The organism is Anoxybacillus sp. MB8, from assembly GCF_011006755.1.
In the GTDB taxonomy this organism is placed as follows: Bacteria; Bacillota; Bacilli; order Bacillales; family Anoxybacillaceae; genus Anoxybacillus; species Anoxybacillus gonensis.
This window is the reverse complement of the sequence record NZ_RXXX01000047.1, coordinates 1-20,993: the sequence shown is the minus strand read 5'-3', so window position 1 is coordinate 20,993 and position 20,993 is coordinate 1. Positions and strand designations below refer to the sequence as shown.

General features: G+C 42.0%; 23 protein-coding genes. 4 read left to right on the top strand and 19 right to left on the bottom strand.

The annotated features are described in order from the left end of the window. Window positions 1-119 precede the first annotated feature (119 nt). The 10 genes from EKC99_RS13300 to EKC99_RS13255 all read right to left on the bottom strand — a co-directional run bounded on the left by EKC99_RS13300 (window position 120) and on the right by EKC99_RS13255 (window position 9,216). Window positions 120-515: a cytidine deaminase gene (locus tag EKC99_RS13300; RefSeq protein ID WP_019416459.1), complete on the bottom strand. Its 396-nt coding sequence runs from the start codon at window positions 513-515 to the stop codon at window positions 120-122. A 25-nt stretch (window positions 516-540) separates the two neighbouring features. Beyond that, entirely contained in the window at window positions 541-711 is a 171-nt protein-coding gene (locus EKC99_RS13295) for a XapX domain-containing protein (RefSeq protein WP_003397112.1), read from the bottom strand. Between the two features lie 15 nt (window positions 712-726). Then, window positions 727-1,395 carry a deoxyribose-phosphate aldolase gene (gene deoC, locus EKC99_RS13290; RefSeq protein ID WP_009361022.1) on the bottom strand — a complete coding sequence of 223 codons (669 nt, stop codon included), beginning with the start codon at window positions 1,393-1,395 and terminating at the stop codon, window positions 727-729. 17 nt (window positions 1,396-1,412) lie between these two features. Beyond that, the gene (locus EKC99_RS13285) at window positions 1,413-2,627 is read right to left on the bottom strand and encodes a NupC/NupG family nucleoside CNT transporter (protein ID WP_026011437.1); all 1,215 of its coding nucleotides are present in this window, start codon (window positions 2,625-2,627) and stop codon (window positions 1,413-1,415) included. A gap of 183 nt (window positions 2,628-2,810) precedes the next feature. Next, window positions 2,811-3,752 (bottom strand): DNA-binding transcriptional repressor DeoR, encoded by a 942-nt coding sequence (locus EKC99_RS13280; protein ID WP_019416461.1) that lies wholly within the window; start codon window positions 3,750-3,752, stop codon window positions 2,811-2,813. 113 nt (window positions 3,753-3,865) lie between these two features. After that, a complete protein-coding gene (locus tag EKC99_RS13275) occupies window positions 3,866-5,305 on the bottom strand; it encodes a glycoside hydrolase family 32 protein (RefSeq protein WP_026011438.1) in 1,440 nt (479 codons plus the stop codon). After that, on the bottom strand, window positions 5,302-6,267 hold the full coding sequence (locus tag EKC99_RS13270) for an aminoimidazole riboside kinase (protein ID WP_019416463.1): 966 nt from the start codon (window positions 6,265-6,267) through the stop codon (window positions 5,302-5,304). The genes EKC99_RS13275 and EKC99_RS13270 overlap by 4 nt, the downstream gene beginning before the upstream one ends. A gap of 36 nt (window positions 6,268-6,303) precedes the next feature. After that, window positions 6,304-7,674: a sucrose-specific PTS transporter subunit IIBC gene (locus tag EKC99_RS13265; RefSeq protein WP_019416464.1), complete on the bottom strand. Its 1,371-nt coding sequence runs from the start codon at window positions 7,672-7,674 to the stop codon at window positions 6,304-6,306. A 189-nt stretch (window positions 7,675-7,863) separates the two neighbouring features. Beyond that, complete coding sequence (locus tag EKC99_RS13260) at window positions 7,864-8,694, bottom strand: PRD domain-containing protein (protein WP_019416465.1); 831 nt, start codon at window positions 8,692-8,694, stop codon at window positions 7,864-7,866. A gap of 39 nt (window positions 8,695-8,733) precedes the next feature. Further along, window positions 8,734-9,216, bottom strand: a complete 483-nt coding sequence (locus EKC99_RS13255) for a PTS sugar transporter subunit IIA (RefSeq protein WP_019416466.1) — start codon at window positions 9,214-9,216, stop codon at window positions 8,734-8,736. A gap of 214 nt (window positions 9,217-9,430) precedes the next feature. On the opposite strand from EKC99_RS13255, the gene EKC99_RS13250 reads away from it, so the two are divergent. Next, window positions 9,431-10,654 (top strand): PucR family transcriptional regulator, encoded by a 1,224-nt coding sequence (locus EKC99_RS13250; protein WP_033383149.1) that lies wholly within the window; start codon window positions 9,431-9,433, stop codon window positions 10,652-10,654. A gap of 120 nt (window positions 10,655-10,774) precedes the next feature. Continuing rightward, window positions 10,775-11,905: an alanine dehydrogenase gene (gene ald, locus EKC99_RS13245; protein WP_009361027.1), complete on the top strand. Its 1,131-nt coding sequence runs from the start codon at window positions 10,775-10,777 to the stop codon at window positions 11,903-11,905. Between the two features lie 40 nt (window positions 11,906-11,945). Here the strand turns inward: ald and EKC99_RS13240 are convergent, their stop codons facing one another. The 3 genes from EKC99_RS13240 to EKC99_RS13230 all read right to left on the bottom strand — a co-directional run bounded on the left by EKC99_RS13240 (window position 11,946) and on the right by EKC99_RS13230 (window position 14,186). Beyond that, entirely contained in the window at window positions 11,946-12,668 is a 723-nt protein-coding gene (locus EKC99_RS13240; RefSeq protein ID WP_019416468.1) for an amino acid ABC transporter ATP-binding protein, read from the bottom strand. Next, entirely contained in the window at window positions 12,665-13,318 is a 654-nt protein-coding gene (locus tag EKC99_RS13235; RefSeq protein WP_009361029.1) for an amino acid ABC transporter permease, read from the bottom strand. Before EKC99_RS13235 ends, EKC99_RS13240 begins: the two co-directional genes overlap by 4 nt. A gap of 67 nt (window positions 13,319-13,385) precedes the next feature. After that, complete coding sequence (locus EKC99_RS13230; RefSeq protein ID WP_019416470.1) at window positions 13,386-14,186, bottom strand: basic amino acid ABC transporter substrate-binding protein; 801 nt, start codon at window positions 14,184-14,186, stop codon at window positions 13,386-13,388. A 269-nt stretch (window positions 14,187-14,455) separates the two neighbouring features. Here EKC99_RS13230 and pflB point away from each other — a divergent pair, with 269 nt between their 5' ends. Both pflB and pflA read left to right on the top strand, forming a co-directional pair. Further along, the gene (gene pflB / locus EKC99_RS13225; RefSeq protein WP_163152266.1) at window positions 14,456-16,714 is read left to right on the top strand and encodes a formate C-acetyltransferase; all 2,259 of its coding nucleotides are present in this window, start codon (window positions 14,456-14,458) and stop codon (window positions 16,712-16,714) included. 49 nt (window positions 16,715-16,763) lie between these two features. Beyond that, window positions 16,764-17,492 carry a pyruvate formate-lyase-activating protein gene (gene pflA / locus EKC99_RS13220; protein WP_055440842.1) on the top strand — a complete coding sequence of 243 codons (729 nt, stop codon included), beginning with the start codon at window positions 16,764-16,766 and terminating at the stop codon, window positions 17,490-17,492. An 8-nt stretch (window positions 17,493-17,500) separates the two neighbouring features. Here the strand turns inward: pflA and pgmB are convergent, their stop codons facing one another. The 6 genes from pgmB to istB all read right to left on the bottom strand — a co-directional run. Next, the gene (pgmB, locus tag EKC99_RS13215) at window positions 17,501-18,166 is read right to left on the bottom strand and encodes a beta-phosphoglucomutase (protein WP_163152264.1); all 666 of its coding nucleotides are present in this window, start codon (window positions 18,164-18,166) and stop codon (window positions 17,501-17,503) included. After that, window positions 18,159-18,875 carry a TrmH family RNA methyltransferase gene (locus tag EKC99_RS13210; protein ID WP_163152270.1) on the bottom strand — a complete coding sequence of 239 codons (717 nt, stop codon included), beginning with the start codon at window positions 18,873-18,875 and terminating at the stop codon, window positions 18,159-18,161. The genes pgmB and EKC99_RS13210 overlap by 8 nt, the downstream gene beginning before the upstream one ends. An 18-nt stretch (window positions 18,876-18,893) precedes the next feature. Next, complete coding sequence (gene ybaK, locus EKC99_RS13205; RefSeq protein ID WP_240468885.1) at window positions 18,894-19,376, bottom strand: Cys-tRNA(Pro) deacylase; 483 nt, start codon at window positions 19,374-19,376, stop codon at window positions 18,894-18,896. 138 nt (window positions 19,377-19,514) lie between these two features. Further along, complete coding sequence (locus tag EKC99_RS13200) at window positions 19,515-19,928, bottom strand: hypothetical protein (RefSeq protein ID WP_163152262.1); 414 nt, start codon at window positions 19,926-19,928, stop codon at window positions 19,515-19,517. Window positions 19,929-19,933: 5 nt separating this feature from the next. After that, complete coding sequence (locus EKC99_RS13195) at window positions 19,934-20,329, bottom strand: ABC transporter ATP-binding protein (RefSeq protein ID WP_256368747.1); 396 nt, start codon at window positions 20,327-20,329, stop codon at window positions 19,934-19,936. 63 nt (window positions 20,330-20,392) lie between these two features. Beyond that, the coding region (istB, locus tag EKC99_RS13190) for an IS21-like element IS5376 family helper ATPase IstB (RefSeq protein ID WP_163152260.1) at window positions 20,393-20,993 on the bottom strand (601 nt) is incomplete at its 5' end.

The following is a 20,993-nucleotide window of genomic DNA, read 5'->3' as shown; positions in this document are numbered from 1 at the left end:
CCACGGACACCCTTGCGTTAAGCTAACTGCTACTTCTGCCTTCGCAGTTCGGGACTTTCACCCTAGAGATTGCACCCATGCCGAGCGCACATGCAAAAAGCGTCGGGAAAAACCGACGCTTATCGCAAGTCTTCTTTTGAAAACGCTCCAGGAAGAAGTTCTTTTACTGTTGTTTCCTGCATATCGCCTTTCATATTCGCTAAAATGACAGGCATATTTGGATCACATAATTCAACAATGACTTGACGGCATGCGCCACACGGCGGAACTGGTCGCTCCGTATCTGCAACGACGGCTAACATCGCATACTCATGATCGCCTTCTGAGTACGCCTTAAATAAAGCTGTACGCTCAGCGCAGTTGCATAAACCGTATGATGCATTTTCGATGTTGCAGCCACCGTACACTTTTCCATCTTTCGTTAATAGTGCTGCTCCAACTTTAAACTTGGAATACGGAACGTACGCCCGCTCCCTCGCTTGTTTTGCCGCTTCAATTAACTGTTGTTTATTCATTGTTGATCATCCCTTCTTGGGCTGTTTAGTTAAAAAACGTCTTCATTAACCAATCGGCAACGACGCCACCTAAATATACGCCAAATACCCCCATCATTCCTGCCAATACAGGCGGAGCTGGCAATGGCAAACGTAAAAACTTAAACAAAATCCCGACAACAAGCCCAGCAAGTAAGCTAAGTAATACTTCTTTCATAGGTCAATGCCTCCATTAGTATGCTTCGTTTGAAGTTGTTCCTTCCATAATTGCTGGTCCAGAACTTGTACCGATACGGTTTGCGCCTGCATCAATCATCGCTTTTGCGTCCGCTGCGCTGCGCACGCCGCCAGATGCTTTTACGCCAACGTTTGGACCAACTGTTTTGCGCATTAATGCAACGTCTTCTACTGTTGCACCGCCGCTTGCGAATCCTGTTGATGTTTTAACGAAATCTGCCCCAGCACGAACGGCAATTTCGCATGCGCGCACTTTTTCTTCATCTGTCAACAACGCTGTTTCAATAATCACTTTTGTTAAAGCTTTTCCTTTTGCTGCATCAACAACAGCACGAATGTCGCGCTCTACAAGCTCATGATCGCCGTCTTTTAACGCACCGATATTGATGACCATATCGACTTCTTGCGCACCATTTTCAATCGCTTGTTTTGTTTCAAACGCTTTTACTTCTGGTGTTGTCGCTCCTAACGGAAAGCCGATGACTGTACACACTTTTACTTTCGTTCCTTGTAAACGCTCAGCAACGAATTTCACCCATGTTGGATTCACACATACAGATGCAAATTCATATTTTTTCGCTTCTTCCACTAATTTTTCAATTTGTGCTTTCGTTGTTTCTGGTTTTAATAACGTATGATCAATCATGCTAGCAATGTTCATCATTCATTCCTCCTTGTTTTTTAAATAAACATACCCGCAATGGATGCGCTTAACAATGAAGCAAGCATACCAGCAAGGACAGCTTTTAAGCCCATGCGCGCAATGTCGCTACGACGATTTGGCGCTAAGCTTCCTAATCCACCAAGTAAAATACCCATCGAAGAAATATTAGCAAATCCACATAGCGCAAAGCTAACGATCGCTACCGTTTTTGCAGATAAATCTGGAATTTGTGGTGCGAATGATGAATACGCAACAAATTCGTTTAAAATTAATTTTTGTCCGATAAATCCACCAGCTGTCACCGCTTCAGACCACGGTACACCAATCGCAAATGCAATAGGCGCAAAGAGGAATCCTAAAATGTTCTGAAGCGTCAAACCTTCGTAATTAAACAAATTACCGATGCCGCTAAGCAACCCATTAATTAACGCAATAAGAGCGATAAACGCTAACAACATCGCACCGATATTTAACGCTAACTTCAAACCATCGCTTGCTCCGCGCGCAGCTGCGTCGATGACGTTTGTTGATTCTTCGTCTTTTTCCATCTCAAAATGCTCATCTTCTTTAATCGGCTCTGTTTCTGGCACAATCATTTTCGCCATAACTAATCCTGCTGGCGCTGCCATGAAACTTGCCGCAAGTAAATATTCAAGCGGAACACCTAAAAGCGAGTAACCAACGAGCACAGAACCAGCAACAGATGCCAATCCTCCTGTCATAACTGCAAACAATTCCGATTGTGTCATTTTAGATAAATACGGACGAATAACAAGAGGCGCTTCCGTTTGACCGACGAAAATGTTTGCCGCTGCTGACATAGACTCCGCTTTGCTCGTTCCGAGCAATTTCGCAAGCGGACCACCGATCATTTTGATAATCCATTGCATCACACCAATGTAGTAAAGAACAGAAATTAATGCGGAGAAGAAAATGACGACCGGCAACACTTGGAACGCAAACACAAATCCAATTCCTTTTGCCGCAAACACACCACCGAACAAAAAGTTAATTCCTTCGTTCGCATAGTTAATAATGTTTGTGACACCATTTGTTAACCACTGCAATGCTGCTTTCCCTGCTTCCCATTTTAAAACGATAAACGCAAAAGCGACTTGAATCGCGAGACCACCTAAAATCGTTCGCGGATTAATCGCTTTGCGGTTGTTTGAAGAAAGAAAAGCGATCCCAAGGACAACGACAATACCAACAAGTCCCCAAACGATATTCATGTTGAACACTCCTATAAGCTGAATTTTGATTACGTAATCAATATAACAGGAAAAAGAACATATGTAAACGTTAACATGAACAAATGTCAAAGAAAATTCATGGTTTCGCTAAATGTTTCTTCCTTTTTGCATAAATACATAAATAAAAGGGGGCTTTTTTCTTTTCCCCCATTTGTCGTTTCTTTATTCTTTTTCTAGCAAACATTCGGCAGTAAATTGATCTGTCACTAATACGTTGGCGTATTTCCCTTTCAACGCGCCGTATATGCCAGCCACTTTATGAATGCCTCCCGCAATGACAATCGAATATTCTTTCTTTTTGAGCTCTTCTAACTCAATGCCAAGCGTGCGTGCATTGAGCTCTTCGCTACATAGTTTTCCATTTTGATCAAAAAAGCGCGAACAAATGTCACCAGCAGCTTTTGAATAAATCGTTTGTAAATCTTCTTCTGTAAAATAACCAAGCTGGAACAATAGCGACTCTGATTTAATTGGTCCGATCGTAAATACAGCAATATTCGCTTGCCGACCGAGATCAAGAATTTTGCGAATGTGGCGGTCCGCCTCCATCGCCTGCTTAACAACGACATGATCCACGATTGCAGGTAGCGGCAAATGGTGCACCGTTGCATTGAAGGCGCTTCCAAACAAGTGCAAAATATCTGACGCAAACGTATTCGTTTCGGATAAACTAACGCCACCTTTTAATTGCACAACTTTCACGTCTTTGACATGTTTATGCTTTAGCTGTAATGCAACGTGATACAACGTTGTTCCCCACGTCACACCGATCACATCGCCGTCTTTGACGATCGAACGTAAATACTCGGCGGCCTCTTTTCCTACATATTTTTTAATAATGCCATCTTGATGTTCTGGAACCGATACAACAATTGCTTTTTTTAGATTGAACTTTTGTTCAAGCTGTTTTGCTAACTGTTGAATATCTTCAGCCGGATCGTTAATTTTAATTTCTACAATTCCTTCTTCTTTTGCTTGCTGTAGTAGACGCGACACCGTCGGCCGCGATACGCCAAGCTTTTTTGCAATGTCGTTTTGATTGTAGTCTAGTAAATAATACAATTTTGCTGCTTCAACGACTTTTTTTAGCTTATCTTGCTCCATCGCTTCATCACCTTTTATTTATGAATGAAAAAGGAGCAACCTTCCATATTTGAAGGAATACTCCCTTTTCTTTCATCATACGAAAAAAACTGAACATTTGACAAGAAAAAGTTTTAACATAATTTCCATTTAGATAAATGAAACGAAGCTTCCGCATTTGTCTGAAATGAGATATGTTCATTTTCTTCTTTCGTGAAAAACCGCGCCGTAAATACTTCTTCTCCATCATTTAAGAAAATTTCAATAGACGACGTATCGATAAACATGTGAATCGTGTGTAATTGTGATAATAAACATTGTCGTTTCTCTTTCATGCCATTTCGAGCAAAACTTTCTCTCTCTAACGTCGCAACTTTTTGTTCAAAATCATATGAAAATGAAACATTGTTTTGTATATGAATGGAGAAAACACCTTTACCATCGATCTGTTTAAGTAGCAGTTCAACCGTTTTTCCTTTTACACCATCAAATTGCCTAACTTCCTTCTGCAAGAATACATTTGGATGATGAACTTCGTCACTCCGAAGCAACTGCAACTGCTCAATCGGACGCTGATATAATTTATCTCCGATTAAAACGAGTTCACGCGGTAATGTCAATGCATGTACCCATCGATAAGCAATTGTCGGGTGCTGATCTTCGTCTTGATCTGGTACCCCCATCCAAGCAATCATCACGCGACGCCCATGCTCGTCGACCATCGTTTGTGGCGCATAAAATTCAAACCCTCGATCCAGCTCAGTAAATGTACCGTGTACATATTGTCCTGTTTCATAATTTAACTGTCCGACAAAATATCCTGCTTGATATACGTTTTGATAGTGCATGCCTTCCGGTTGCAATCCTTGCGGACAAACGATCAGTACATCTTTTCCGCTTAAACGGAATACATCTGGGCACTCCCACATGTACCCAAAGTTTCCGTCCTCTCCTCCTGCTATAGCACCGACATGCTCCCAATGCATGAGATCATCAGAGCGAAATAATACTGCCTTCCCATCTAATTGCTCGCTCTGTGCGCCAATCACCATATACCACTTGTTTTCATGCTTCCACACTTTTGGGTCACGAAAATGAGCCGTGTAACCGTCTGGGAGATGAACAACAACTCCCTTTTTCTCAAAGCGAACACCGTCACTTGATACTGCCATACATTGATACGTATGGCGTGTTCCGTCATCGTCTTTGACATTCCCTGTATAAAAAAGTGTAAGTACACCATCATTGTCCACAGCGCTTCCGGAGTAGCAACCGTTTCGATCAAACCATTCGCTTGGAGCTAATGCAGGCACTTGTCTTTCCCAATGAACAAAGTCACGCGATGTATAATGTCCCCAAAATTTTGCTCCATGTGTCGTTTGAAACGGCATCCACTGATAAAACACATGGTACGTCCCTTTCCAATAAATCAGTCCATTTGGATCGTTCATTAATCCGACAGGAGGCATTAAATGATAACGCAAACGATTTGGGTCACTTTCAACAATTGAAGCATATTTTTTTACTTCTTCTTCCGCAAGCTGTATTTGTTTTTTTTCGTTCAATGATTTCATTTCGACCAACCTTCGCGTAAAATACGTTCGACTTCATCGCGTGTTGGCAACGCTGTCATTGCTCCTTTCGTTGATGCAGCTAACGCTCCAGAAACGCTCGCAAAACGCGCCATTTGTTCAATTTCCGTAAGGGATAACGAATCAATTGTTCCTTCTCTTTCGTGCAAGCAATACAGCATGCCAGAAACGAAAGCATCACCGGCTCCTGTCGTATCAACCGCCTCTACTTTAAGCGCTGGCGTAAAGACGGATCCTTCTTTCGTAAACGCATAACTACCGTTTTCCCCTAGCGTAACGACGATGAGAGGAATATTGTATGGGGCAAGGGCATCAATACCTTTTTGAATATCTTTCTCTCCCGTAATAAATGTCAACTCTTCTTCAGAAATTTTAAGTACATCTGCCTCTCTTAACATCGACATAATCATTTCGCGAGCTTGTTTTTCACCTTCCCACAAACCGAGGCGTAAATTTGGATCATATGAAACGATCATGCCGTTTTCTTTAGCTAGCATAACAGCTCGCTTTGTAGCGCTTCGTGCTGGCTCACTAATCAGTGAGATCGAACCAAAATGAAGAATGCGATGTGTCCGAAATAACGACTCATCAATTTCTTCTTCGCATAAAAAGCGATCAGCGCTCGGGTTAATGTAAAAATCAAAGCTCCGTTCTCCGTTTTCCGCTAACGTTACAAAAACAACACCTGTGCGAACATCATCACTAAATTGAAGGAAAGATGTATTCACTCCATATGCATCAAGCGTTTCTTTTAGAAAAACGCCTAATACATCGCGACCAACTTTCCCTAGAAACGTCGATGGAACACCGAGCCGTGCGACACCAACCGCAACATTTGCCGGCGCTCCCCCTGGACTTTTTTGATACGACCGATTTGTTGCATCTAGTGGAATAAAATCAATTAACACTTCACCAAGACTAATAATTCCTTGCTTCATCATCATTCCCTCCTACATAAAAAGGCGAGTTATTCGCTCGCCTTATTCTTCTTTAAATCCTAATATCCATGTTGCCACAAATGCTGTACCAACCGCAATTGCAAAGCCGATTAAATAGTTTATTAAGTTCGCCATCCCCATCGGTGCCACGATCGCAATCATTGGAATACCAGTTAATCCGTACGCATTTGCCACAACGTTTGTAAATACAACATACGCACCACCGACAGCACCACCGATAGCTGCTGCAATAAACGGTTTTCGATATTTCAAGTTAACCCCAAAAATAACAGGCTCAGTAATGCCTAGAAAAGCAGAAAATGCAGCTGGCAAAGCGATTTCTTTTGTTTTCGTCCGTTTTGATTTTAAAAATACTGCTAAACCCGCTCCACCTTGAGCAACGTTTGCCATTGACCAAATAGGCAATAAATAGTTTTTACCAATATCCGCAAGCAATCCGGCTTCAATCGCATGGAAACTATGATGAACACCTGTGATTACAATCATCGAATACAGACCACCGAAAATGAGGCCTGCAAGCGCTCCACCTGTGTCATATATGAAGTTTAACGTTGTTGTAATTCCTTTCCCAACTATATTTCCAAGTGGACCAATGACTAAAATCGCAGTGAAACCTGTTAAAATAACCGTAATAAATGGTGTAACAAGCAAGTCGACTGCGTGTGGAACGACTTTTCGCAAGCTTTTTTCGATTTTACTCATGACATATGTTGCAAGCAAAATTGGAATGACCGTTCCTTGATATCCAATCATTGCGATATCAAAACCGAGAAAATGCAAATACTCAGGTTCAGCACTTCCTAATCCCCAAGGATTCAACAAAGCAGGATGAGTCATAATTCCGCCGATCACTGCTCCTAGAAACGGGTTTCCCCAAAATTCTTTCGCAGCACTATAACCAATTAAAATCGGCAAAATAATGAAAGCAGCACTTGAGAACATATCAAGTAATACAATCCATGCACTATCTGGCGCTACCCATTTGAACGCCTTCATCATCCCGAGCAATCCCATAAGCAATCCGCTAGCTACAATGGCTGGAATAATTGGAACAAAAATATTTGACAACGTTTTCGCGAGACGAGCGATCGGATTCATCTTTTGCTTGACTGCTTCTTGGTGCACATCGGCACTTACGTTTTGTAAACCTGCTTCTTTGACAAACTGTTCGTATACTTTGTTGACAACACCTGTACCAAAAATAATTTGATACTGACCGGAACTAGAAAATGCACCTTTGACCCCATCAAGTTGTTCAATTGCTTGTTGATTAACCTTCTTTTCGTCTTTTAAAACAAGACGAAGACGAGTTGCACAATGAACCGCACTAATGACATTTTCTTTTCCACCAAGCAAAGACAAAAGTTGCTTTGTTATGTGTTCGTAATTCATATAAACTCCTCCTCTGCATATAAAATGATAGAAAACAAAAAGACCTAAAATGTACATACGAATTCCTTAAACATCGTCGTACATTTTAGGTCTTGCCTGCTTATGCAGTAACAATCCTACGATATTTCATTTTTTATCCGCTTTCATTTTAGCTTATTATTCAAAATTCGTCAATATTCTACAAAATGATTATTTTGTGGTTAAGCGTTGAATGTGTAGCGTAATATAAGCTAACTCGGTGACAGGAAATTGGATTCCGTATTCCTTTTTTGCATATTCAGCCATCGCAACAGCGCATGCAAACTCTCTTTCGTATTTCTTTTGAATGAGCGTTAACATCTCTTCATCCATCGAATGAAACAACTCACCGTTTTCAATTCGGTTCAGTGCAAAACGCAAATGTGTTACAAGTCTTTGGTAAGATATTCCTTCTTCGTCAATATGAACATGTAATGTTTGTTTCATCAAATCGATCATTTCTCGAATTAAAGTCGTTTGTTTTAACGTTCTGTTCATGCTGGCTGCGTCCATTTTCGCTGTATGAATATGAAGAGCAATATGGGCAACTTCGTCATCAGGAATGTCGATACCAAGACGTTCTCGAATCAGTTGTTTTGCCCAAAGACCTATTTGATATTCTTTTTTATACAACACTTTAATTTCATTTAACAACTTATTTTGTATTTGGTACCCTTGTTGAATCCGTTCAATCGCAAATGATAAATGGTCTGTCAATGCAATATGAATATGATTGTTTAACGGTGCTTGCAATTCACCTTCAGCATGGCTAATAATTTCTTCCGCGATATCAATGTGCTCTTCTGGAAGGGTACGTAACAACTCTTGGAACTTTTCATTCTCTTCTTCCATCACAAAAATTTTTTCGATTTTTGCACGAGGTACAATATCATTTTTCTTTTTTTGAAAAGCAATTCCTGGTCCCATTACAATTTTCTCTTGCCCTTCATCCAATACAACGACAGCGTTATTGTTCAAAATTTTATGGATTCGCAACGTCATCTTCGTCCCCTTAACACCGATTGTTTTATCACATATATATTATTTCAATTTCACTTTCATTAAAACAGTACTTCCTCTTTCTGCTTGTTCTATATGCTCTCGATGACACTCGTTTACCACCTCCCCGTTTGTAATCACTACTGGGGTAAGGAGACTTTTCGCCTTTTGTTGCACAAGCGCCAAGTCAAACGACAAAAGTAAATCCCCGGCCTTCACACGATCCCCTGCTTTCACGTACGCTTCAAATCCTTCTCCATGCATATGAACTGTATCAATGCCAACGTGAATAAGAATTTCTAATCCTTCATCCGAACGCAAGCCAACAGCATGTTTTGTCGGGAACACTTGTACTACTTCTCCATGAATCGGTGAAACAACGACACCATCTGTTGGCTCAATCGCAAAGCCATCGCCCATCATTTTCTGGGCAAACACAGGGTCTGGAACATTTTCAAGCGATCGTACATTTCCTGTTAAAGGGGAAACAATGACCTCTTCACGCTTACGAAACAAACGAAACATTTGAAATATCTCCTTCCTAAAGAATTATTTGGATAAAAATAAAAGACCTAAAACGCAAGAAAGAAACCTTCTTTCATCCGTTTTAGGTCTTGCCTGCAACGCAGTCACAATCCCACAATATGCGACTTTTTCACTTATAGAGTAAAGTAAGCTCTTTCATTTGTCAATATGCTACAATAATCGTAAAAACAACGTAAGAAACGGAGTGGATGTAATGAATCCTTTTGCCACTCATTTTGAAAGTTTAGAGGAGTTTGCAGATCGTGTGAGCGAGTTATTGCAATGTCCGATTACGATTGAAGATGCAAACCATCGCTTAATTGCTTATAGTGGACATGAGCATTACACCGATCCTGCCCGTACGGCAACCATCATTCATCGTCGCGTACCAGAGCGTGTCATTAATAGTTTATGGCGTGAAGGGGTGATCCCAAAACTTTTGCAGGGTGAAGAGCCTGTTCGTGTCGCAGAAATTTCAGAAGTAGGGCTCGGCAATCGCATCGCCATTTCGATTTGGAAAAATAAAGAGGTGCTCGGATTTATTTGGGCAATTGAAATGAATGAGCCGTGGACAGAGCAACAGTTCCATTTGTTAAAACAAGCAGCGAAAGCAGCAAAAAATTTGTTGTTGCAATTGCAAATTCGCAAACATAAAAAAGAAGAGCGCATTCAAGAGTTTTTTTGGAAACTACTAACAGGGCATGTTTCCTCTCCTCACGACATCGTTGAACAATGTCACCAATTAAATGTGCATGTATATCCGTTTTTTTCTGTTGGCATTTTTCAATTTCAACAACAGATTCAAACGCAAGTGGAGCGGCAAATTGATTATTTATTAAAAACGACACAACAACTCGCTATTCCGCTTTATACGATCGACCATCAGCGGCTTATCGTGCTCGTCGCTCCAAGCTCGAACGTCTACGGGGAATCGCACATTGAGCGATTTTTTCGCTCGTTTATGACGCAAATGAAAGAGCGATTTCGCGTCGACATTATGATGGGGGCGTTCGGAAATGTATATGAGTGCTACACAAAAATTGCAAAAAGTTATGAAGAAGCACAAACGGTATTAAAAATGAAACGCGCCTTTCCTCATCAACTTGCGAATATTCAAAGCTATCAGCATCTTGGCATGTATCAATTTTTTGATTTACTTTTTGAACAAAAACGACATGGGGATTTCCACAACGTTGCGCTCGAAAAGCTGAAACAGTACGACGCACAGCATCACACCAACTTAGTGGAGACGATTGAAACGTATCTTGACTGTGACAGCAACGTCAATGAAACGGCGAAAACGCTCAATATTCATCCGAATACACTCGCTTACCGTCTGAAGCGAATAAGTGAAATTGGAAACATCGACTTAAGCAATATGAGCGAAAAAGTAAAACTATATATCGATATGAAATTAGACAAATATCGGATAACATAGCTTTTGTGGAAATCCACAAAAGCTTGTTTTTTCTTTCTCTTTTCTAAACAAACAACAAATGATAAAAAACATTTATACTGTAGATAATAACGAAAGACAACATGAAAGGGGAAACAGCACATGATTATTGGTGTTCCAAAAGAGATTAAAAATAATGAAAATCGTGTAGCGATTACACCAGCTGGCGTTATGTCATTCGTCAGCAATGGACATACTGTCATCATTGAGAAAGATGCAGGAATTGGAAGCGGTTTCACAGATGAAGCTTACGTTCAAGCAGGCGCACAAATCGTTGAACGTGCCGCAGATGTATGGGCGCAAGCGGATATGGTAATGAAAGTAAAAGAACCGCTACCAAGCGAGTACGAATACTTCCGTCCGGGATTAGTATTGTTCACATACTTACACCTCGCTGCTGAACCAGAGTTAGCGCGTGCGCTAAAAGAAAAAGGCGTCATCGCAATCGCTTATGAAACGGTACAAGTTGGTCGTACGTTACCGCTTTTGACACCGATGAGCGAAGTAGCAGGACGGATGGCAGCACAAATTGGTGCCCAATTTCTTGAAAAAACAAAAGGCGGAAAAGGTATTCTTCTTTCCGGAGTTCCAGGCGTTAGCCGCGGAAAAGTAACGATCATTGGCGGCGGTGTCGTCGGAACGAACGCAGCAAAAGTGGCGATCGGCTTAGGTGCAAACGTCACGATTATCGACTTAAGCGCAGAACGTTTACGTGAACTTGACGATATTTTCGGAAGCCAAATTAATACGCTTATGTCTAACCCAATGAACATCGCACAAGCTGTTGCGGAGTCTGACCTTGTGATCGGTGCAGTATTAATCCCAGGAGCAAAAGCGCCAAAATTAGTGACAGAAGAAATGGTCAAAGCGATGCAACCAGGTTCAGTCATCGTTGACGTAGCGATCGACCAAGGCGGGATTGTTGAAACGAGCGACCATGTAACAACGCACGACAACCCAACATATGTGAAACACGGCGTCGTTCACTACGCAGTAGCGAATATGCCTGGAGCTGTGCCACGCACATCAACACTTGCACTTACAAACGTCACAATGCCATATGCACTACAAATTGCAAATAAAGGCGTACACAAAGCGGTCGCAGACAACCCTGCATTACGCCTTGGTGTAAACGTCGCAAACGGAGAAATCACATACGAAGCAGTCGCACGCGACCTCGGTTACGACTTCGTTCCTGTTGAAGTGGCATTAGAAAAACAATTATTAGCATAAAAAAACGAAAGGTGTCCTGACAACATGGGACACCTTTTTCTTATAACACTTTAGATAAAAACGACTTCGTTCGCTCATGTTGTGGTGCATCAAAAATTTGTTGTGGTGTTCCTTCCTCTACAATCACTCCACCGTCCATAAAGAGAACGCGATCCCCGACTTCACGCGCAAATCCCATCTCATGCGTCACGACGACCATCGTCATGCCTTCTTTCGCTAGTTGCTTCATGACGGCAAGCACTTCCCCGACCATTTCCGGATCGAGCGCAGACGTCGGCTCGTCAAATAACATCACTTTCGGCTCCATCGCAAGCGCACGAGCAATAGCAACACGCTGTGCCTGTCCACCGGATAATGAATCCGGATATACGTGTGCCTTATCTTGTAAACCGACTTTCGCAAGCAACTGCATCGCTTTTTCTGTCGCTTTTTCTTTCGACCATTTGCGCACTTTCATCGGGGCGAGTGTAATATTATCAAGCACCGTCATATGCGGAAATAAGTTAAATCGTTGAAACACCATGCCAACTTCTTCACGCACTTTATTTAAATCCGTTTTCGGATCCTTTAAATGAAATCCGTCAACGATGATATCCCCCTCATCAAAATCTTCAAGCAAGTTTAAACAACGTAAAAATGTCGACTTTCCTGAACCAGAAGGGCCGATAACGACGACCACTTCTTTTTCATGAATGTGTACATCAATTCCTTTTAACACTTGTAGCGATCCGAACGATTTTTTTAAATTTGTCACTTGAATCATGCATCATACCTTCTTTCTAACCGATGTAGCAACTTGCTTAACGAGAGGGTAAGCACTAAGTAAATGAGCGCAACAGTTAAGTACGGCTCCCAGACGCGATAATATTGCCCTTGCATTGCTCGTCCCCAGTACATCAGTTCAGGTGCCGCAATAATTGCCGCAAGAGACGAATCTTTAATGAGAACGATAAATTCATTGCCGAGCGGTGGGATCATTCGTTTAATGGCTTGTGGCAAAATGATGTAACGCATTGCCTGTACGTGTGTCATTCCAAGCGAACGGGCCGCTTCCATTTGACCGCGATCAATGGACTGGATGCCAGCACGGAAAATTTCCGCAATATATGCAGCCGCGTTTAAAGATAAAGAAATTGCGCCAGATACGAGCGGATTCGGTTGAGCCGTAAAAATAGGCATCACACCAAAATGAATAAGCAAAATTTGTACGAATAATGGCGTGCCACGGAAAAAATGAACGTACCAATCAAAAGGAAGACGAACGAGGCGGCTTTGAACCATTTTTCCGAGCCCGATGGCTAAACCGAGAATCGTCCCGAAAAAAATGCCAACTAACGATAAGCCGATCGTCCAGAGCACTCCTTTCAAAAAAAACGGTGCATATTCAACAATCATATTGAAACGAAAATCCATCATTAATCACCTTTCCCTTTGTAAAAATTGCGTAACTGTCTAAAGTTACGCAATTTTTACATCAACGTTATTGCTGTTGTTGTAATGATTCAATATTCGGTTCTGCACCAAACCATTTTTTGTAAATTTCTGTGTACGTGCCATTTTCGATGACTTTTTTCAACGCTTCGTCTACTTTTTGTTTTAACTCGCTTCCTTTCGGGAACATAAAGCCGTAAAATTCAGATTCAAAATGTTCTGGGTCTTCGAACGCTACAATTTTAGCATCTGGATTATTTTTTACGTATTCGTTGGCGACGGCATTATCTGTGACAACGGCTTCCACACCACCGTTTAATAAGTCCATAATCGCAACGACCGTATTCTCAAACTTTTTAATATTTTTATTCTCTTTTCCTAAAATCTTCTCAACCGCTTCTTGTCCAGTTGTACCGTTTTGGACGCCGACAACTTTTCCTTGTAAATCTTTCGCGCTTTTAATCGAACTTCCTTCTTTAACAAGAATCATATGTGTCGATTCAAAGTACGGAATAGAAAAGTCATACGTTTGTTTCCGATCATCGTTAATTGTAATTCCTGAAACGGCCATATCCGCTGTTTTCCCTTGAATAGCCGCAAACAATGGATCCCAACCGATGTTTTTTAATTCATATTCTAGTCCAGCTTCTTTCATGACAGCTTTTAATAAATCGACATCAAAACCGACAATTTCCCCTTTATCCATGTATTCAAATGGGGCAAACGCCGCATCTGTGACGACAGTAATTTTCTTTTCTGTTGTCGCCGTTTTTTCTGTCGAACTACCACATCCAACAAGCGCAAACATAAGCATAAAGACAAGCGTTGCAATCATTCCTTTTTTCACCATTGTTATTCCCCCTTACTATTTGCTGTAAAATAATAAATGCTTGTGTATAAACATGTTATGCTCCTCATGTTTCACATATTATCAGCTTTTTTGTTTTTATGCAACAAATTTTATAAAAATAATTTTTGGAAAAATCTTTATTTTAAAAAATGTTTTTGATCAACTTTTCACAAATTTTTCAATCCTTTATGCTCCTCACCTTGTTAAAAAGTAGTATTCTTTATATAGGGGATATTTTTATTATCCTGAATGAATGGGAGGAGATTATAATGGCGCTACTGACTGTACATGAAGCGTTAATGGACGCTTGGAGAACGTTTAAAGGTGATAAATGGAAAAAAGAAATTGACGTTCGCGATTTTATTTTAAATAACGTAACCGTTTACACAGGGGATGAATCGTTTTTACAAGGTCCGACGGAAGCGACGAAAAAACTTTGGGAACAAGTGATGGAACTTTCGAAACTAGAACGCGAAAAAGGCGGCGTTCTCAACATGGATACGGAAATCGTATCGACCATTACGTCGCACGGACCTGGCTATTTGAATAAAGAACTTGAAAAAGTCGTCGGTTTCCAAACAGACGAACCGTTTAAACGGGCGCTTATGCCATTTGGCGGTATTCGCATGGCCGAGCAAGCATGCGAAGCGTACGGCTACCAAGTAAGCGATGAAGTAAAGAAAATTTTCACTCAATATCGTAAAACGCATAACCAAGGCGTATTTGACGTATATACGGACGAAATGAAAGCGGCGCGCAAAGCAGGAATCATTACAGGGCTTCCTGACGCATATGGACGCGGTCGCATTATCGGTGACTATCGTCGCGTGGCCTTATACGGTGTTGATCGCTTAATTGAAGAGAAGAAAAAAGATTTACGCAACACAGGTGCGCGTACAATGAGTGAAGACATCATTCGTCTTCGTGAAGAATTAGCTGAACAAATTCGCGCCCTTCAAGAATTAAAAGAAATGGCTGCAAGTTACGGCTACGATATTTCTAAACCAGCGCGCAATGCACACGAAGCGTTCCAATGGCTATATTTCGCTTACCTTGCGGCGATTAAAGAACAAAACGGTGCAGCAATGAGTTTAGGTCGCGTTTCTACGTTTTTAGATATTTATATCGAACGCGACTTGCAAGAAGGGTCATTAACAGAACGGGAAGCACAAGAGCTCGTTGACCATTTCGTTATGAAGTTACGCCTCGTCAAATTCGCGCGAACACCAGAATATAATGAGCTATTTAGCGGCGACCCAACGTGGGTAACCGAGTCGATCGGCGGTGTCGCGATTGACGGCCGTCCGCTTGTGACGAAAAACTCGTTCCGCTTCTTGCATACGCTCGACAACTTAGGGCCTGCACCGGAACCAAACTTAACGGTGCTTTGGTCCACACAATTGCCAGAAGCGTTCAAAAAATATTGCGCGAAAATGTCGATTCAAACAAGCTCTATCCAATATGAAAATGACGATTTAATGCGCCCTGAGTTCGGCGATGACTACGGCATTGCGTGCTGCGTATCCGCGATGCGAATCGGCAAGCAAATGCAATTTTTCGGCGCGCGTGCAAACCTTGCAAAAGCATTATTATATGCGATTAATGGCGGCGTAGATGAAAAATTAAAAGTGCAAATCGGTCCAGAATTTGCGCCAATCACATCTGAATACTTAGATTACGACGAAGTGATGCGCAAGTTTGATAACGTCATGGAATGGCTAGCAGAGTTGTATATTAATACGTTAAACGTCATCCATTACATGCATGATAAATATTGTTATGAACGAATCGAAATGGCGCTTCACGATACGCACATTTTGCGCACGATGGCAACTGGTATCGCTGGGTTGTCCGTTGTCGCTGACTCATTAAGTGCGATTAAATATGCGAAAGTAAAAACGATTCGTGATGAAAATGGCTTAGCTGTCGACTTTGAAATTGAAGGCGACTTCCCGAAATACGGTAACAACGATGATCGTGTAGATTCGATTGCTGTCGATATTGTTGAGCGCTTCATGACAAAATTGCGCAAACATAAAACGTATCGCGATTCAAAACATACAACATCGATCTTAACAATCACGTCAAACGTCGTCTATGGGAAAAAGACAGGAAATACACCTGACGGCCGTCGCGCAGGCGAACCGTTTGCACCTGGTGCTAACCCATTGCACGGCCGCGACACAAAAGGTGCGCTTGCGTCGTTAAGCTCTGTCGCAAAATTACCGTATGAATATGCATTAGATGGCATTTCAAACACGTTCTCAATCGTGCCAAAAGCACTCGGTAAAGATGATGCAACACGCGTTCAAAACCTTGTGGCAATTTTAGACGGATATGCTAAAAAACGCGGTCACCATTTGAACGTCAACGTCTTTAACCGCGACACGTTGCTCGATGCGATGGAGCACCCAGAAAAATATCCGCAGCTCACCATTCGTGTATCAGGCTATGCGGTGAACTTTATTAAATTAACACGCGAACAACAAATTGACGTCATTAATCGGACGTTCCATGAAACTATGTAATGGAAGCTCCCACACATTGTGGGAGCTTTCTACCTAGGAGGAAAACAATATGAACGGATTTATTCATTCGATTGAATCATGCGGAACGGTGGATGGTCCCGGTATTCGCTACGTCATTTTTACACAAGGCTGTTTATTACGTTGTCAATATTGCCACAACGCAGATACGTGGGAAATTGGCAAAGGAAAGCAAATGTCCGTCGATGAAATCATCGCTGATGCCCTAACATACTTGCCGTTTATGCAAGCATCTGGCGGCGGGATTACAGTAAGTGGCGGAGAACCGCTTTTACAAATCGATTTTTTAATCGAGCTATTTCGCCGTTGTAAACAGCTTGACATTCATACAACGATTGATTCATCAGGGGGATGTTATACGACGGAGCCGTCGTTCCAACAAAAGCTTGATGAATTGCTTCAATATACAGATTTAATTTTGCTAGATTTAAAACATATCGATGAAAAAAAACATCGGAAACTAACAGGAAAAACAAATGAACATATTTTAGCTTTTGCTCGTTTATTATCTGAGCGAAACGTACCCGTCTGGATTCGTCATGTGCTCGTTCCAACCGTCACAGACGATGAAGAAGATTTACATCGCTTAGCTGACTTCATTCGTACGTTACGCAACGTCGAAAAAATTGAGGTACTTCCGTATCATCAACTCGGCGTGTACAAATGGAAAGCGCTCGGGCTGACATATCCGCTTGAAGGCATCCCGACACCATCAGAAGAACGTGTTGAAAAAGCAAAACAAATATTAGGCGCAAAATAGGCTGGTCGTCATTGACCAGCTTTTTGCATAAATTTTACTTTCAACTCATCCCATGTCAATTGTTCCGTCCGTTGCACGAGCCAGTCTGGAGATAAAGATGCCAAATGATTCCCGATACCGACGGAAAACATATTTGTTTGCTTAATCGCCTTCATCCCTGCCTCACCGTCTTCAATGGCAACACAAAAGCGCGGATCGACATAAAGATGTTTAGCGGCCGTTAAAAAGATTTCTGGATCGGGCTTCATGCGCGTAATTGTTTTTACGTCGACGATGACGTCGAAAAATGAACGCACACCAAGCCGCTCAACAACTACACTTGCATTTGAACTTGACGATGCGAGCGCCATCGGGACACCGTCGCGCTGAATGTCGCGAAGGAGATCTATCATTCCCGGCAACACGTCACTTGGCGACAATTGCTCGATCAACACACGATAATATTGACCGCGCCGGTCGCCAAGGGCTCGCTTTTCTTCTTCCGACCATTCACGCGCCTTTTCTCCAAGAAGCGCCTCAACCATCGCCTGTCTGCTCATACCTTGAAGCTTTTGATTGAGCTGTCGATCAAAGGGCACTCCTATTTCATCGGCGACGCGTTTTGTCGCAATATAGTACAGCTCAACCGTATCAGCAATGACGCCATCTAAATCAAAAATAACTGCTTCAATCATTGCGTCCTCCCATTTGACTTTCTACCATTTTTCTTAACCGCGGACTAAGCGAGAGTTTCATCCAATGCTCATATATTTCCTTCTTTTCCGCAAGCGACAAATAGTAGCGCCCATTCGCCTCTTGTTTTGCTCGCTTCGTGACATCGTAAAGAGAGATCGCTGCAGCAACGGAAATATTAAAGCTTTGCACAAATCCATTCATCGGAATGATAAACTTCCCGTCCGCCAAAGCAAGCGCCTCTTCGGATACTCCGCGATGCTCATTCCCGAACAAAAGCACTGTCGGTTTCGCTACGTCAATTTGTTCAAGCGGAATCGTTCCTTCTCCTAAATAGCTTGCATATACTTGATAGCCGTTTTGTTGGAGGTGGCGAATGGCCTGTTCAATCGATGAATGTTTATGCACAGTTAACCATTTGTCCGCATGTCGCGTCACCCATTTATTCGGTTCAAACGGAGCCGCTCCGGCGACAACATGAACGTCTTGAATGCCAAACGCCTCGGCTGAACGTAACACCGCTGCTTGATTGTGCGGATCATCAACCGCTTCAGTCAAAATCGTAATATATCTTGTTCGTTCGCTTAACACATCGTACATCCGCTTTAAGCGACTTGGCAAAATCATTTCCCAAAGCAAGCGATTGTCGTCAGTTAACAATCCTTCTTCTATACGTTGTGCTAACCATTGCTGTTCTTCCTCTTTTGCCATTCGCATGCGACAACCCTCCTACGCTTTAATGACATGTGCGGTTTTCCCATTTGTCAACTTTAATAAGTCTTGAACAGAAAGCTTCATTTGCATGCCAATTTTTCCTGCGCTCACAATGATTTGCTCGTGCGCAAGAGCTGATTCGTCAACATACGTGTCGTACATTTTTTTCATCCCAATTGGTGAACAACCGCCGCGCACATACCCTGTCATTTTTTCAATGTATCCCACAGGCAACATATGCACGCTTTTTTCTCCAACAACAGCCGCCGCTTTTTTTACATGCAACTCCGCTGCGACAGGGATGACGAACACGTAAAGTTGTCCGCTCGTCCCTTTTGTCACAAGCGTTTTATATACAATCTCTTCACGTTGTCCAATTTTTTTCGCAACCGATCTCCCATCAATTTGCCCATCGGCATAGTCATAAGTGAGCAATTCATATGGCACACGTGTGCGATCGAGCATGCGCACAGCATTCGTCTTCGTTTGTTTCACCATCCGTCCCTCGCTTTCCCCTATTAGTGTACCATAAACAAAAAGAAGGGACATCCTTCATCGGACGTCCCTTATCTCAACTTTTATATGATGTAGGTAGTTGGCTTGTTGTATAGGAAAGTCAGTAGTTATCGACATATTTTATTTCTCACCAGATTTAAATATCGATATGTATTTTCCATCTGTATCTTTGTTTGTGTAATATTTCGCCCTCCATACTCCTTTTTGTGGCGTTACATTCAATTGCTTATTTAACGGTTGCGCAATCGTGACTTCCCCTCGATCGATGATATTTCCTTTTGGATCGTACAGCTCATATGTCAAACTACCGCCTTTGAGCTGAATGCGATGGTTAATATGCAACTTTTCGTACTTTATTTTATTCACCTCAATGGTTGCTTCGAAAACACGATATTTTTCCTCATACTGTTCAGGTAAAAATAATCCCTCTGCGGATGATTCAAAAGTCTCTTTGTATATGAACGTATAATAAAATATACCTAACAAAACAATAAACGTAAGACTGCCGAACAAAAGCAACAACTTTCTGCTCATTCACACTACCCCTTTCCCTTATCTAGCTGAATGCATCCATCACTAAGATAAATCATGCGATTAGCATAAGAAGCTATTTTTTCATCATGTGTAATGACAATGATACATTTCCCCTCTTCGTTCATTTGCTGAAGGAGCTCCATTACTTTCTCACCATTTTGACGATCAAGCGATCCTGTCGGTTCATCAGCTAAAACGATGTTCGTTTCCGCTACCATCGCCCTCGCAATAGCAACTCGTTGCTTCTGTCCCCCCGATAGCTTAGAAACATTCTTTTGTCGCAAATGAAAAATGCCAAGCTTGTTTAAGTAATATTCAACTTTTTCGCGTCGCTCCTTTTTTGACATGTTTCGTTTTAATAATGGGAGTTCAACGTTTTCAAATACAGTGAAGTTTGTCATTAATGTGTCAAGGCCGATTATTTTTTTCCCAAAATCGCCGGTTTAAAATTCCCCAGAAGGACCTCATTGATCCTTCTGTTTTTCTTGTTGGAGTCTTTTTTCCCGTAATCGATAGCTTTCCCCCTTTAGGTTGAAAATGATGGAATGATGCAGTAATCGATCTAACATCGCTGTCGCCAAAACCGAGTCTCCCACGATTTCTCCCCATTCCCTAAAGCTTTTGTTGGAGGTGAGGATAATCGGGGCATGTTCGTACCGACGGGCGATGACCTGAAATAAGTAATGAGCGCTGTTCGGGTCCAGTTTTAGATACCCCATTTCATCAATAATGAGAACGGTTGGCTTCACAAAGACACGAAGCTTTTTCTCCAACTTTCCTTCCTGGTCGGCTCTTCTTAACTGAGTGACCAAATCATGGGCGGTAATAAAATACGTTTTATACCCTCTTGCGATCGCCTCCATTCCAATCGAAATAGCCAGATGCGTCTTTCCAATCCCCGGTGGACCGAGAAAGAGGATATTCTCCTTTCGATCAATAAACGATAAGGTAAGCAGTTCTCGAATCCGGCGCTCATCCACCGAAGGCTGCGCGGTAAAATCAAACGTATCGATCGTCTTGCGATATGGCAGTTTGGACAGCTTGATGAGCGTTTGGATCGATCGT